At 69.1% G+C, this 14122-nt stretch carries 15 protein-coding genes; 3 read left to right on the top strand and 12 right to left on the bottom strand.

Annotated features, from left to right (window positions below):
• Positions 1 to 23: 23 nt before the first annotated feature.
• From ACIA75_RS19075 to ACIA75_RS19125, 11 genes are read right to left on the bottom strand one after another with little or no spacing between them, the layout of a single operon-like run.
• Positions 24 to 569 carry a GNAT family N-acetyltransferase gene (locus ACIA75_RS19075; RefSeq protein ID WP_397105650.1) on the bottom strand — a complete coding sequence of 182 codons (546 nt, stop codon included), beginning with the start codon at positions 567 to 569 and terminating at the stop codon, positions 24 to 26.
• Positions 566 to 1534, bottom strand: a complete 969-nt coding sequence (locus ACIA75_RS19080) for an ABC transporter substrate-binding protein (protein ID WP_397105652.1) — start codon at positions 1532 to 1534, stop codon at positions 566 to 568. Before ACIA75_RS19080 ends, ACIA75_RS19075 begins: the two co-directional genes overlap by 4 nt.
• A gap of 32 nt (positions 1535 to 1566) precedes the next feature.
• Positions 1567 to 2652: a FecCD family ABC transporter permease gene (locus ACIA75_RS19085; protein WP_397105655.1), complete on the bottom strand. Its 1086-nt coding sequence runs from the start codon at positions 2650 to 2652 to the stop codon at positions 1567 to 1569.
• Complete coding sequence (locus tag ACIA75_RS19090) at positions 2649 to 3458, bottom strand: ABC transporter ATP-binding protein (protein ID WP_397105657.1); 810 nt, start codon at positions 3456 to 3458, stop codon at positions 2649 to 2651. Before ACIA75_RS19090 ends, ACIA75_RS19085 begins: the two co-directional genes overlap by 4 nt.
• The gene (locus ACIA75_RS19095) at positions 3455 to 4384 is read right to left on the bottom strand and encodes a hypothetical protein (protein ID WP_397105659.1); all 930 of its coding nucleotides are present in this window, start codon (positions 4382 to 4384) and stop codon (positions 3455 to 3457) included. The genes ACIA75_RS19090 and ACIA75_RS19095 overlap by 4 nt, the downstream gene beginning before the upstream one ends.
• Positions 4381 to 5217 carry a class I SAM-dependent methyltransferase gene (locus ACIA75_RS19100; protein ID WP_397105661.1) on the bottom strand — a complete coding sequence of 279 codons (837 nt, stop codon included), beginning with the start codon at positions 5215 to 5217 and terminating at the stop codon, positions 4381 to 4383. Before ACIA75_RS19100 ends, ACIA75_RS19095 begins: the two co-directional genes overlap by 4 nt.
• A complete protein-coding gene (locus ACIA75_RS19105; RefSeq protein ID WP_397105663.1) occupies positions 5214 to 6512 on the bottom strand; it encodes an MFS transporter in 1299 nt (432 codons plus the stop codon). Before ACIA75_RS19105 ends, ACIA75_RS19100 begins: the two co-directional genes overlap by 4 nt.
• On the bottom strand, positions 6509 to 7549 hold the full coding sequence (locus ACIA75_RS19110) for a mandelate racemase/muconate lactonizing enzyme family protein (RefSeq protein WP_397105665.1): 1041 nt from the start codon (positions 7547 to 7549) through the stop codon (positions 6509 to 6511). The genes ACIA75_RS19105 and ACIA75_RS19110 overlap by 4 nt, the downstream gene beginning before the upstream one ends.
• Complete coding sequence (locus ACIA75_RS19115) at positions 7540 to 8589, bottom strand: PLP-dependent cysteine synthase family protein (RefSeq protein WP_397106686.1); 1050 nt, start codon at positions 8587 to 8589, stop codon at positions 7540 to 7542. The genes ACIA75_RS19110 and ACIA75_RS19115 overlap by 10 nt, the downstream gene beginning before the upstream one ends.
• Positions 8586 to 9440, bottom strand: a complete 855-nt coding sequence (locus ACIA75_RS19120) for a hypothetical protein (protein WP_397105667.1) — start codon at positions 9438 to 9440, stop codon at positions 8586 to 8588. The genes ACIA75_RS19115 and ACIA75_RS19120 overlap by 4 nt, the downstream gene beginning before the upstream one ends.
• Positions 9437 to 10684 (bottom strand): ATP-grasp domain-containing protein, encoded by a 1248-nt coding sequence (locus ACIA75_RS19125; RefSeq protein WP_397105669.1) that lies wholly within the window; start codon positions 10682 to 10684, stop codon positions 9437 to 9439. Before ACIA75_RS19125 ends, ACIA75_RS19120 begins: the two co-directional genes overlap by 4 nt.
• Positions 10685 to 10845: 161 nt before the next feature.
• Between ACIA75_RS19125 and ACIA75_RS19130 the strand changes: the two genes are divergently transcribed.
• On the top strand, positions 10846 to 11448 hold the full coding sequence (locus tag ACIA75_RS19130; protein WP_397105671.1) for a hypothetical protein: 603 nt from the start codon (positions 10846 to 10848) through the stop codon (positions 11446 to 11448).
• 58 nt (positions 11449 to 11506) lie between these two features.
• Here the strand turns inward: ACIA75_RS19130 and ACIA75_RS19135 are convergent, their stop codons facing one another.
• Positions 11507 to 11809 carry a DUF1540 domain-containing protein gene (locus ACIA75_RS19135; RefSeq protein WP_397105673.1) on the bottom strand — a complete coding sequence of 101 codons (303 nt, stop codon included), beginning with the start codon at positions 11807 to 11809 and terminating at the stop codon, positions 11507 to 11509.
• A gap of 321 nt (positions 11810 to 12130) precedes the next feature.
• On the opposite strand from ACIA75_RS19135, the gene ACIA75_RS19140 reads away from it, so the two are divergent.
• On the top strand, positions 12131 to 13357 hold the full coding sequence (locus ACIA75_RS19140; protein WP_397105675.1) for a cytochrome P450: 1227 nt from the start codon (positions 12131 to 12133) through the stop codon (positions 13355 to 13357).
• On the top strand, positions 13354 to 14088 hold the full coding sequence (locus ACIA75_RS19145; RefSeq protein ID WP_397105678.1) for a TetR/AcrR family transcriptional regulator: 735 nt from the start codon (positions 13354 to 13356) through the stop codon (positions 14086 to 14088). Before ACIA75_RS19140 ends, ACIA75_RS19145 begins: the two co-directional genes overlap by 4 nt.
• Positions 14089 to 14122: the final 34 nt, after the last annotated feature.

Below are 14122 nucleotides of genomic sequence, written 5' to 3' on the forward strand. Positions count from 1 at the left end.
CAGGTTTCCTGTCCGGGGCCGGTCTACCCGCGGCGCAGCGGGATCTCGAGGTGCACCGTTTGGAAACCGCTGTGTGATCCGCGGGCGTCGTGGATGATCCGGCCGAAGGTGAGCCAGAAGTCCAGGGCGCCAGGAGTTCTGGCATCAGTATGGAGGTACAGGCGGTCGAACTCCGGTGCCGCTCGGACGTGGTCGACCGCGGTGCGGACCAACCGGCTGGCCAGGCCGCGCCGATGGTGCTCGGGCCGCACGTAGACCCGGAACAGTTGCGCGGTGCCGCCGTCGGGGAACTCGTCGGCCAGCCACGCCGGATGTGGTGGGTGGCGCGGGCCTTGTGCGCGGATCGCGGTGGTGGCGACGATGCGGCCTTCGTGCTCGGCGATCCAGAGCCGGTTCAGCGGATGACGGAGATACACCGTTTCCGGGTCGATCACGTCCTGGTGGTGCTCGGGCAGATAACCGATGCCGAACACCTCGTAGAAGGTGTCGAGCATAACGCTGCGGGCGCCGGGCAGATCCTCGGCGCGGGCCACCCGCAGCCGATAGCCGGTGGTTGCGGGCGCGCTCACGGCTGCGCCTCCAACTCTCGATCCAGCACCTCGAGACCTTCGACGGCGACCGGCCCGGGACCGGTGTAGCCGAACGGGACCGCGATGACCCGGTTTGCCCGGATCGCCCGCAGCCCGGCCAGTTCGGGACGTGCGCGCAGAGCGGCGCGGGCCGATTCCGGGGTCTGACTGCCCTGGGTGAGCAGGATGATCACCTCGGGATCGCGCTGGATCAACGTTTCGGTATTGGCATCGAAACTGCGTTTCGCGACCTCACCGAAGACGTTGTCCAATCCGAGGATTCGCATCTGGGTCGCCACGGTGCTGGTGCTGCCGTAAGCACTGAGCTTGGCACCGTCGCGGGAGATGATCAGGGCCGCCGCGGACCGGGCCGCCCGGTCGTCGCGGTGGCGGTCCGTGACCGCGGCAACTTGCTGTTTCAGTGTCGCCACCTCGGCATTCGCCGCCGCGGATGTGCCGAACAACCGGCCGTACAGCTCGATATCGGCGAAGATATCGTCGAAGCCTCCCGAGGCGTCGCGGCAGTAGCCGCGGCTGACCAGCAGCGGAATATTCACCTGCGCCAGATCGTCCGGTGTCACCGCGGCGCCCTCGAAACTCACCACGAGGTCGGGCGTGCGGGCGATGATCTCCTCGCGTGCGAGTTCCCCGGTGGGGGCGGTGACTTCGATGCCCTGCAGCGCTGCGCCGTACCGGCCGGGAAAAGGGGCAGTTTCGAAGGTGCGGGTGGTGATGCGGTCGGCGGCGCCCGCGGCCGCGATGAGCGGGCCCGCGACGGATCCGACCGTGACCACCCGCTGCGGCGGGGCGGGGAAGGTCACGTCGCGCCCGCAACTCGAAATCGTCATCGGGAAACCTTCCGACGTGCCGGCGACGGTGGGGCCGGGGCCACCGCAGCCGGTGAGCAGCGCCGCGGTGAGCAACGCGACCGGTAACGGCGCGAACCTGGTGAGACTGGTGGACACGATGATCGGTGTTCCTTTCCTGCGCAATCGGTTCAGTGGAGGGGCTGCCGGGATCGGCGGATCAGCACCAGCAACAGCGGAGCCCCGACGACAGCGGTGACAATTCCCAGGGGAAGTTCCCGTGGCGCGAAGACGACGCGGGCCGCAATATCCGCGATAACCAGGAACAGCGCCCCCAGTACGGCCGCGAGCGGGATCAGCCGGCGATGCGTCCCGCCGCCGCACAGGCGGGCGATATGCGGCACGATCAGGCCGACGAAGCCGATCGCACCTGCGACCGCGACGACGGCGCCGACCGCGAGTGCGACGATGCCCAGGGTGAGCATGCGGAGCCGGACGGGAGAAAGTCCCAGCGCGCGTGCGGTGTCGTCACCCGCTGCGAGCACGTCCAATCGCGCAGCGAGCAGCAGCAATGCCCCCACCGCGGCCGCCGTGACCAGTGCGGTGGTGGCCACCGACGACCAGCCGGCCGAACTCAGCGAGCCGAGCAGCCAGAACAGGACCGTCCGGGCACCTTCCTGGTTGTCGGACGCGAAGATCAGGAAACTGGTGGCCGCCGAGAACAGGTAACCGATCGTGACCCCGCCCAGCAGCAACCGCAAGGAGGTCATTTGCCCGTTGATCCTGGCGATGGCGAACAACAGGACCGTCGCGGCCAGCGCGCCGGCGAACGCGCTGGCCGCCAAGGCGCTCGCCGTGGCCGCGGTGACACCGAACAGCAGTGACACGGCCGCGCCGGTCGAGGCACCGGAGGTGACGCCGAGGATGTGCGGGTCGGCGAGGACATTGCGTACCAATGTCTGCAGCACCGCACCCGCGACCGCCAGTGCCGCGCCGACCATGGCACCGAGCACTACGCGCGGCACCCGCACCAGCCAGACGATGGAGTCCTGGGCCGGCGTCCAGTCCGCCACGGCCGGCACCGCGAACAGATGGTGGCCGACGATGCGTGCGACGGTGCCGGGTGGCACCCACACAGGGCCGAGCCCGGTGGCCACGATCAGCACCACGACCAGTGCGGCCCCGAGCCCGCCGAGCCACAGTACGGTCGTCCTACGGTGCCGGGCATGGTCCAGATCGTCGGGGTCGTCCTCGGTGCGGGGCAGGGTCGCGGTCATCGGGCGGCCGCCTTTCCGGTATCGATCATCTCCGCGGGCGTTTCCGCGGCGCGCGGGCCGAACAGCAGTTGGATCGCGCCGAACGCGGACGACATGTGGACGGAGACGTTGTAGACGGGTTCCAGGACGGCCGGTGTCAGCACTTCGCGGACCGGGCCCGCGGCGGCGACCCGGCCCCGGTTCAGCAGCACCAGCCGGTCGCAGTAGCGGGCCGCCAGATTGAGGTCGTGCAGCACCACCAGCGTGGTCGTGGTGCTCAGTTCCCGGATCAGGCCCAGCAACTCGTGCTGGTAGCCGATATCGAGATGGTTGGTCGGTTCGTCGAGCAGCAGATGGTCGGCCTGCTGGGCGAGCGCCCGGGCGATCAGCACGCGCTGGCGTTCTCCACCGGAGAGTGCGGTGTAGGGGCGATCGGCCAGGTGCCGGGCGCCGACCCGGGCCAGCGCTGTCGCGGCGGTGATCCGGTCGGCCCGTGAGTAGCCGTGCAGCGCACCGGCCCAGGGGGCCCGGCCGAGCAGCACCGTCTCGGCGACCGTGATCGGAGTTTCGGCGGGCGACTCCTGCGCGACCACGGCCAGCCGCTCCGCCAGCGCCCGCCCGCGCAGCGCCGCGACCGGAACATCGTCGACGGCCACCACACCCGACCGCGGCCGCAGTGCCCGGTAGAGCAGGCGGAGCAGGGTCGATTTGCCCGAGCCGTTGGGCCCGATGAGGCCGACAGTGGTGCCGGGCTCGGCGACCAGCCCGACACCGTCGAGCACCACCTGACCGCCGTAGGAGAAGGTCACGTCGTCGACTGTGATCATCGGCCCGCCCCCGACATCAGGAACCGGGCCGGTGCGGTCCAATCCGGCGGTGCGGGCTGCCACGTGCGATGCACGGTGACCGCCGTGGCGAATCCGGCGCAGATCCGGCGGGCGGCCCCGATCTTCGCTGGCAGCGCCGGATCGGCCTCGTCCAGCAGGATGCCGGTCACGGTGCCGCTATGCGCGACGACCACCCCCGCCGCGCCCAGGTTCCGGGCCGCGGTGATGGTCGCGTCCAGATGTGGCCGCGCCCGCAGCACGGTACTCAGTTCCGCGCTGCGGGTCGCCACCGCACCGATGGCGGTGACATCCCGGCGGGCGACCGCGGCGGTGAGTTCGGTGAGCAACGCGCTGTATTCGCGTTTGGCGGCCGTGGTGAACCCGGGTCTGCGCCGGTTGAAAGCGACCGTGTCGACGTGGCCGCCTTCGTCTCCGGTGACAACGGTCAGCGGTGGCAGAGTGCCGAGCGGCGCCAGCAGCCGCACGTCCCGGTGGTAGAAGGCCACCGCGCCGGGATACATCACTCCGTCGGAGGGTTCGATCCGCCGGAGTTCGGATTCGATCTCGGCGGAGCGGATCGGCCGTCCCTCGGCGTCGGCGACGGCGCGGGCGGTGGCGACCAGGTCGGCGGTGGAACTCGCGAGTCCTTTGCCCTCGGGCAGATCCCCGAGCAGGGTGAGCACGCCGCCCCGGAGGACCGCGGAACGCGCGAGCAGCGCCCGGGCCAGCATGCGGGATTTGGTCTTGTGCGCGGGAATCACGCTGACCGTGCGCCGGTGCGGATCGGGTTCGAAGATCGCGACCGTGCCGCGCGTAATGGGCAGGGTGACCAGGAAATCGCGGTCGTGCTCCGCGGTGACGCCCTGTAGCAGCTCCCCGCAACTGCCGAACGCACTGCCGACACCGACCCGCGGGTCGCCGGTCATCGCGGCCCCGCGCCGGTGCGCCGCGCGACCACGTGCAGCCGGTCGCCGTCGAGCCTCTCGGACAGCACGCCGTCGGCGGGCCAGCCCGGTGTGGTCAGCGGTCCCGGCGCGTCGAACAGTGCGAGCACCTCGAATCCGGCACCGGTCAGCAGATGGCGCAGCTCCTGCGGGAACAACAATCGCCAGGCGGTGTGCTGGGTGACCGGCTCGGGACAGCCCGGCCAGGTCCAGACTCGTTGCCTGCGCAGCAGTTGGGCCGGCAGGTCGAGGGCGAGCGAGGTATGCGAGGTGTAGGTGACGCCTTCCCAGTCGACGTTCCTGACCAGCTGCTCGTCGAGCAGTTCGCGCCGCCCGCGATCGGTCAGCAGGAAAGCGCCGTTGCGCATTTCGAGGATCAGCAGACCGCCGGTGCGCAGGCAGGTCGCGAAACGGCCCAGGGCGGCGGCCAGATCGGCGGTGTCGTGCAGGTGCAGCAGGGTGCTGCCCAAACAGGTGAGTACATCCACCGACGCGTCCGATCGCAGGGTGCGGGCGTCGCCGGTGCGGAAATCGACTGCCGGATAGCGGGTCCGGGCGTACTCGACCATTCGCGGTGCGATATCCACTCCCCGCACCCGATACCCGAGCTCGGTCAGGTTGGCCGCGTCGCGACCGGTGCCGGACCCCACATCGAGCAGATCGGCGAGCGGGCCCGTGCCGAAGCGGTCGAGCAGATCGGCGACGAAGCGCGCATTGCGTTCGCCGGTGCCGGGAAAGGTGCGTTCGTAGAGCGCGGGATTATCGGTCAGCAGGTTTTCGCTGAGCACGACCGGCCCCTGATCATGGGCTGTCATCGGGCGGAATCGCCTTTCGCTGTGGTGCGACTCGGGGTCGCGTTGATCGGTCGGGGGTGCGCTGTTGTGGCCGCGGGAAGGCAGCCGCGCCTGCGCAGTAGCAGTACGGCGCCGGCGGAAAGTGTTCCGATGGCCACGCAGAGCAGGGCAGGCGGCCAGGTCAGCGGCCCACCCGCGTAGTCGACGGCGGTACCGGTGAGGGTTGTGGACGCCACCGTGAATACACCGGAGGCCAGGTAGAACGCGCCGAAATAGGTGCCGGTCAGCTGAGGCCCGCTGAAGCGCGGGATCGCCTCGTTCACGAAGGGCTGCACGGCCATCACCCCGAGCGCGAGCACCACCGCGGCGGCCACGACCGGCGCGACCCGCACCACCACGGCGACCGGACTGTCGCCCTCCGGCGCCAGCACGGCTCCCGCCGGCGGGATCAGGAAGGCCGCCCCCGCTACGGCCATTCCCAGCGCCATGGCCGAACCCCGGTCGGTGCGCCGGGAGAGCAGCCGGGTGATCGGAACCTGTAGCGCCACCACGGCGATCGTCTCGACAACGAACAGCGCCGCCACCGCCGCCGGTCCGGCGAGATCTTGTACCTGCAGGGTGAACAGGAAATAGATCTGGCTCTGCAGGGCGAACATGCCCATGAGGGCCACCGCGAACGCCCAGAACCGGCCGTCGGCGAACACTCGCGCGAAATCCGCGCGCAATGCGGTATCCCGGGGCGGCGCCGGCCGGGCGGGCAGCAGGAGGAGCTGCGCGACGGTCAAACCGGCGAAGACCGCGGCCGCGGCGACCGCGGTCAATCGGAATCCGACCCCGACCAGCAGGGTCCCGACGAGAGGTCCGAGGGCTGAACCGGTATTGCCGAAGACATTGAACAGGGCGAACGCATCGGCCGCGCGGTCACCGCTGTCCCGGGCGATGTAGGCCCGCACCGCCGGGTTGAACAGGGCTCCCGCGAACCCGGTGAGCACCGACGCGAGCAACACCACCGGCAGGGACCCGCCGACAGCGAAGAGTGCGAAGCCGGCCGCCCGGATTCCCGCGCCCACGATGATCACGCCGCGTGCACCGAGGCGATCCGCTGCCGAACCGCCGATCAGGAACAGCCCTTGCTGGCTGAGATTGCGTACCCCGAGAACGATCCCGACCACCGCGGCCGACAGCGCCAGATCGGTGCTCAGGTACTCGGCCAGGAACGGCACCAGCATGTAGAACCCGGTGTTCCCGATGAGCTGGTTCACCAGCAGCAGCCGCACCGAGAGCGGAAACGAACCGAACAACCGCAGCCCCGTCATGCGATCGCTCGCACGCGCCGCACCCCGAGCCCGGGTCCCGCGGGGCGCCGTAATACGCCGTCCGCTCCACCCAAGCCTGTCCACGGATCACGCGCCAGCAGCAGGTGACCGTCCAGATCCACCCAGCGCGCGGCCCCGGCGAGCTGCACTGCGGGCGCGATGCCCAGCGAGCTGGCGACCTGGCAACCCAGCATCACCGGCAGCCCGCGCGCTCGGGCCCAGCCGAGCATGGTGCGGGCCGCGTCGATTCCCCCGCATTCGGCGAGTTTGATGTTGATGCCGCCGATGCCCGCCGGGAGCCGATCCAGATCGGCGATCGACCCCGCGTCCTCGTCGGCGAGGACCGGTATCGGGACCCGCCGGGCGACTTCGGCGAGCTGTTCGGGAGCACCGGCGGCGACCGGCTGCTCCACAGCGGCGATGCGCTCGCCGGCGAGCGCATCGAGCACCGCGACGGCGGTGCCGACGTCCCAGGCGCCGTTGGGGTCCAGCAGTAGTTCCGTGTCCGGTGCCGCGGCGCGCACCGCGCGGACCCGTGCGATATCCGCGGCCGGGTCCGGGGCACCCGCCTTGACCTTGAGCACGGTGAATCCGGCGCCCGTCATCCGGCGCGCGGCGGCCTCGGCCTCGGCGGGGTCCCCGAGGCCGATCGTGTACGCGGTCGGCACCGAAACCCAGGGCGGCAGACCGAGGTACTCGGCCAGCGGCAGCCCCGCGCGACGGGCGAGCGCATCGTGCACCGCGCTGTCGAGCGCGGCCACCACCGGCAGCGGGAACTCCGAGCGCAACCGCGGAAGCAGCGCCCGGACCTGTTCGTGGCCGGTGCAGCGCGCGATCCGAGCGGCGATACCGTCCAGCGCGGTACCGATCGTGGCGCGGTCGAGGCCGAGACGGGGGCTACCGACGACCTCACCCTGCCCGGTCTGCCCGCCGGCGGTCAGCGAGACCCACACCGCGACCCGATTCGCCATCGTCGCACGCGAAATACTGAGGGGCCGATCCAATTCCAATGTTTTCGAAGTCCACGTCAGATCCATGCGCGGACCTCCTTGCCCAGCGGATCGCGGATGACCGCACAGCGGGCCCACCCGCGCGCTTCCGCCGCATCCGGTTCGGGAAGTTCCACCGGTTCGGTGACCGTCGCGCGGAACAGGTCGTGACGCCGGCACCAGTGGTCGTCGTAGATGCTGCGCAGATAGCGGTGTGGTCCGTCGGGGAAGACGGTGAGTACGCGGAGGCCCGGCTCGCGTCGCGCGACCCATCCCGCGACGAGTGCGGTCGCCCCGGTGCTCCAGCCACCCGCGATACCCGTTTCGGCGGCCAGCCGCCGGCAGGAAGCCACGGCTTCGGCCGGACCGATCCAGTGCACCTCGTCGAAGTCGCCGTAAGCGACATTGCGCGGCAGGATACTGCTACCCAGGCCGCGCATCAGCCGTGGGCGGGCCGGCTGCCCGAAGATCCGCGAGCCGACCGAGTCGACGCCGACCACCCGCAGGTCCGGCCATCGCGTGCGCAGACTCCGGGTGAGGCCGGCGCAATGGCCGCCGGAGCCGACACCCGCGACGAGCACATCGGCCCGCTCGACCTGTTCGATCAGTTCGCGGGCCATATCCGCGTAACCGGCGGCGTTGTCGGGGTTGTCGTACTGGTCCGGCCAGTACGCGCCGGGGGTCGCCTCGAGCAGTTCGGCCAGCCGGTCGAGCCGGGCGCGCTGCCACCCGCCTTCCGGGTGCGGGTCGCGGACCACTTCCAGGCCGACGCCGAAGGCGGTGAACAGGGCCCGCATATCCGGCTCGAGTTCGTCATCGACCACGAGCACTACGGGACAACCGAATGCCTTGCCCGCCAGTGCGAGTCCCAGTCCGAGTGTGCCGCTGGTGGATTCGATCACCGTCGAGCCCGGAGCCAGGTCACCGCGGGCGCGGGCGGCGCTCAGCATGGACACCGCCGCTCGCGCCTTCATCCCCGCGATACTCGCGGCCTCGAGCTTGGCCAGGTAGCTGCCTGTTCCGGCCGGAATCGGAACCACCGGGGTGTGGCCGACCAGCCCGAGGAGCGCGGGTTGCGGGGCTGTTATCGGGTCCACGGGGGTCCTTCGTGTCGATAGTGGTACAGGGTGCTGGGGCCGCCGTCGAGGGAGAAGAACGGATACGGTTCGGCGGAGACCGCGGTGACGCCACGGCCCAGGAACCACGGCAGTACGGCACTGCCGGTCTGGGCGAACAGCACCAGCGGTAGCGACCGGCCGGCCGCCTCGGCCAGCAGGGGGTCGAAGGTGTCGTTGCCCAGCGTCATTCCGGTCACCAGCAGGGCGTCGTAGTCCGGCGGCGCCGCCGCGATATCGCGGTACACGTGCTCGTCGAATTCGGTCCGGCCGCCGGCGAGATCGCACGGGTAGTAGGCGATACCCCGGTCCCGCAGTGCCGCCAGCAGCGAACCGACCACCCCGACGACCAGCACACACCGCACGCCCGGCGGCAGCAGACCCACGACTGCCTCGGCACGCCGCCGGGACTTCTCCAGGGAATTCGCCCCCGCCACCTCGACGAGCTCGGCGGTGGCACCGCCCGCACTCGGATGGGGTCGCAGATGCATGAGATACGCGTCCAGTACAGCGATCCGGACCGCCCGCTGCGGGTGGTTCAGCAGCTGCCCCACCGTCGCGCCGACACAGTCGTCGAGCACGTCCACATCGCCGGTGCCGGGCTCGATCCCGCAGGAGCCGACGGCCGCACCGATGCGAACGCTCAGTACCGCGTTCCGGTAGCCACCGCGCCGGCCGGTGTGCCGGGTCCCGTAGTGGGTGTGGAAAGCGCTGGTCACTGTCGGACCGGCCGGATCGGCTCCCGGGCGGGCCGTCCGGGCCCACTCGAGGAGTTCACCGACCGAGTGTGGTCGCGGGGTCACCGTGTGGTCCGTGGTGGTCACGACGAGACCGCCACGGCGAGATCATCGATGAGACCGGACGCGAGAGCGCCTGCGGTTCCAGGTCTTTCGTCGACCACCATGACATGACCGAGGTAGGTGTTGTTATCGGTCGCGATCCGGACCCGGGTGCCCGGCTCGGCGAGGGTGTGCTCGACAACGCGGGGATCGCCGGCCCACGGCTCCGCGCCCGATATCGCGGTCAGCACACCCGCGCGATCCGCTACCGCGAAGGCGATGGCGGCACTGCCTGTGCCGGTCGGGCGCGGTGTCAGATCAGGTATGCCGCCCGCTGCCACCTCGGCATGGACGGCGGCGAGGTCGATGCCGGTCACCCTGCGTACCAGTTCGGTGATGCGATTACCGGCGGGCCGGGGATTCACCTCGATCAGCCGCGGACCGTCCGCGGTCCATTTGATCTCGGTGTGCGCGACCGTGTCGTCGAGCCCGAGTGCCGCGATCGCCGACCGGGCCACCGCGCTCACCGCCGCCTGCTCGCCGGGGCCGAGCGCGGCCGGGAACATATGGCCTGCCTCGATGAACGCGGGTGCGCCGGTCAGTCGCTTGTCGGTTACGCCGACCACGGTGGTCCGGCCGCGGACGGTGACCGTCTCGACGCTGAATTCCGGCCCGTCCAAACATTCTTCGAGCAGGATCTGCGGTGCCCGGACCTGTCCGCGCGCGTTGACCGGGAACCCGGTGATCCGCTCGACGGCTGCCCGCAACTCTTCCTCGTCGTCGACACGCCGGACATACATGCCGCCGCACAGGTCCACCGGCTTGACGACCAGTGGGTATCCGAGATGCCGGGCCGCGCGGGCCGATTCGTCCGGGCTCTCGGCGACGGCGAAGGCCGGGCCCGGCACACCGGCGGCCCGGCACAGCGTGCGCGTCCGGTGTTTGTGACAGGCCGCGGCGACGGCTTCCCTGCTGGGGCCGGGTAAGCCGAGGTCCGCGGCGATCGCCGCGACGTTGGGCAGGTAGTAGTCACACGAGGAGAGCACCCCGTCGAAGCCCAGTACCTCATGCAGGTTGCGCACATAGCGCACAAGCGTTGCCTCGTCGTTGGTTTCGGCGGTGACGATATTGGCCGCATCCAGTAGTGGATGGGTAGCCGGCTTCCCGCGCAGGTAATGACCCAGATCTCGGGTGAGGAAGCTGAACCTGTGCCCTCCGTCGCGAATGCCGGCCGGAAGCAGTGTGCTCATCGAGCCCACCCAGCTCTCCACCATCAGTAGATGTCCCACGAACCCTCCAAGCTACGAGCAGGGCATAATGATAACCGTTTTCATTAGCTTGGCAAGGGGTTTCAGTTCGATGCGGCTTTCGCTCTGGGCGGAACCCTGGGCTTTCGTAACGGCGTAATCTTGTAATCAAGTAATCGACGAGAAAACGAGAAGGTGATCCTATGAGGCACGGACACCGGGGGCGTGGCTTCGGCCGGCCGGGTGGCTGGCAGCAGGCCGACCTGCCCGAGGCGACCGATGTACCGGAGTGGTTCGCGGGACGTCTGCCGAGCGAGTGGTTCACCGGACCGCCCGTCATCGAGATCGACCGCGACGAGATCGTGGTGATCGGCGAACTGCCGCTCCCGCAGCCGGAAGCGACATCCGGCGACAAGGAATCCGCGGAAGGGGAGGCTGCTCCCGTTCCGGACGCGACGAAGGAGGGGGCGGTCGCCCGGTTCCGGGAATCCACCCGGTCGGCGCGGATGCAGATCGCGGACGAGGCGCAGGAGCGTTACCGGCGCAGTGTCGCGTGGGGTGTCTCGATCGACGGACAGCGAATCCTGTTCACCCACTTGGCCGTACCGGTGATGACCCGTCTGCGGCAGCCGGAACGCAAGGTGCTCGACACCCTGGTGGATGCGGGCGTCGCGCGGTCGCGGGCCGATGCGCTGGCCTGGGCCGTGCGGCTGGTCGGTGAACACACCGAATCGTGGCTGGACGAGTTGCGCGCGGCCATGCGCACGGTCGACGATCTGCGTTCGCAAGGTCCGCAGGGGCTGTAAGAGAACCTCGGTGCGGGAGGACGCAGCCTCCCGCACCGGGGTGCACCGGGATCGAAGGTCAGCTGGGCCGATAGGTCATGCAGCGCGCGGAGTGCTCGCCGCTGCCCGGGCCGACCCGGATCTCGCCGGCGGTGCATTCGAGGTCGGTGTTGTGCGTGCAGTCGGCGCGCTGGCAGGCGCCGACCATGCTGGTGACCGTGTCCAGGCCGCCCTTGGTGGCCAGCGGGATGAACGTCGCGCAGTCGGCGCTGCCGTTCTGCCCGGAGACATTGATGGCGTAGGCGTGGCAGCCGTCGTGATCGTTGTACGAACAGTCGTTCACTGTGCATTCGCTGACGTGCGGCATTTCCATGGTTGTCATGCGCTTCGTCCTCCTGGGCTGTGGGAGTCTTGCTCATGCGGCTACCACAATAGACCCCGGTGGCTCGCTGCTGAATACCTGATGACGGCTGTTCTCGCGCCATCGCGTCAAGGTTCGCCCGTGATTTGCAAAAGATTAGCTGCAGGGCGGTTCGGGTAGGTTCGCGCGATTAAGTGAACGCAATTTACTAAAGGGTGTTCACAAATGATGTGTGGTGTGGTTCACTCCTGGTAGCCGTGTTCCCCGAGGAGTCGTAGCGATGCCATACCCCCTTCGCTACGGCGTCCGCGAACCGCATGCACCAGCCCTGAAGGAGTTAGCGTGACCGCACCGTCCCTGTCCCACGACTTCGATTTCACCGACCCCGACCTCCTCGCCACCCGGCTGCCCATCGAGGAATGGGCCGAGCTGCGCCGGGCCGCACCCGTCTGGTGGGTCGATCAGCCCGACGGTGTCAGCGGGTTCGACGACGGCGGCTACTGGGTGGTCAGCAAGCTCGACCACATCAAGGAGATCTCCAAGAACTCCGAGGTCTTCTCCACCCACGCCAATACCGCGGTGATCCGCTTCAACGGCGAGATCACCCGCGACGAGATCGATATCCAGCGCGCCATGCTGGTCAACACCGACCCGCCGGAACACGACAAACTGCGCCGCATCATCTCCCGCGGTTTCACCCCCCGCGCGGTGCAGAGCCTGCGTGACGCCCTGCACGAGCGCGCCGAGCGTATCGTGCACGAGGCCAAGAAAACCGGCGGCGGCGATTTCGTCGAACAGGTCGCCTGCGAACTGCCGCTGCAGGCCATCGCCGAACTGCTCGGTGTGCCGCAGGACGACCGCGGCAAACTCTTCGAGTGGTCGAACCAGATGATGGGCTACGACGACCCCCAGTACGCCGACAGCTACCGCATGGCCAACGCGCAGGTCATGGGCTACGCCTGGAACCTCGCCGAAGAACGCCGCGGCTGCCCCGCCGACGACATCATCACCCAGCTGCTCAGCGCCGATGTCGACGGCGAGGCCCTGAGTTCGGAAGAATTCGCCTGGTTCGTCATCCTGCTCGCGGTCGCCGGTAACGAAACCACCCGCAATGCCACCACCCACGGCATGAAAGCCTTCATCGACAACCCGGACCAGTGGGAGCTCTACCGGGCCGAGCGTCCCCGCACCGCCCCCGACGAGATCGTCCGCTGGGCCACCCCGGTCATCGCGTTCCAGCGAACCACCCTGCAGGACACCGAAATCGGTGGCCAAGCCATCAAGAAGGGCCAGCGGGTGGGCCTGTTCTACTCCTCCGCCAACTTCGACGAGGACCACTTCACCGAACCGTTCAAATTCGACGTCACCCGTAACCCGAACCCGCACGTCGGTTTCGGCGGCACCGGCACCCACTACTGCGTCGGCGCGAACCTCGCCCGCCTGCAACTGGACCTGATCTTCAACGCCATCGCCGACGTGATGCCGAATCTGCGTGAGGTTTCCGAGCCGGTTCGGCTACGGTCGGGGTGGTTGAACGGAATCAAGAGCTGGCAGGTCAAGTACGAATGACACCACCCGCGCGGCGGGGCCGGATGCCCGCGGTCAGCGACGCGGACATCCGGCGCGTAGCCGCGGCACTCCTGGTCGAACAGGGTGCAGAGGCGTTGTCCCTGCGCGCCATAGCGCGTGAACTGGGCATCACCGCCCCCGCCCTCTACCGCTACTACCCGTCCAGGGAAGACCTCCTTGTCACCCTGCGCCGCGATATCTGCAAACGGCTGGCCGACGACCTTGCCGGGCAGGTCGCGGAGCTCCCCGACGACGGTGTGGTCCGATTGTTCGCCATCTGCCGTGCATTCCGGCACTGGGCCCTGGCCCACCGCAACGAATTCACCCTGGTCTTCGCATCACCGACCGAAAACGGCTCGGGTACGGTGCGGCGCTTCGACGAATCGTTCGGCCTGGTCTTCCTGGAAGCCGCAGGCAAACTGCTCGCGGCCTACGACCTGGCAACTCCACCGGTCGAATCGATCCCGGAAGCGCTCCGCACGGACCTGCTCGCATTCCAGGGCGAACTCCTGGCGCTGCTGGCGGGGTCGGACCAGAAGTTCCCGGCCGAGAAGTTCGACCTCGGAGTGGCGTACCTGATGATGACGGTCTGGGTTCGGCTATACGGTCACGTGACGCTGGAAGTCTTCGGCAACTACCCGATGCCCGTGAGCGACCCGGATGTACTGTTCGATGCCGTACTCACCGACCTGGCCGCCGGAATGGGTCTCACTACCGGAGGAGTCGCGTAGATCCAGGCCCGTCCAGGATGGCCGTAGCCGAGGC

Source organism: Nocardia sp. NPDC051750, from assembly GCF_044453135.1.
GTDB lineage: Bacteria > Actinomycetota > Actinomycetes > Mycobacteriales > Mycobacteriaceae > Nocardia.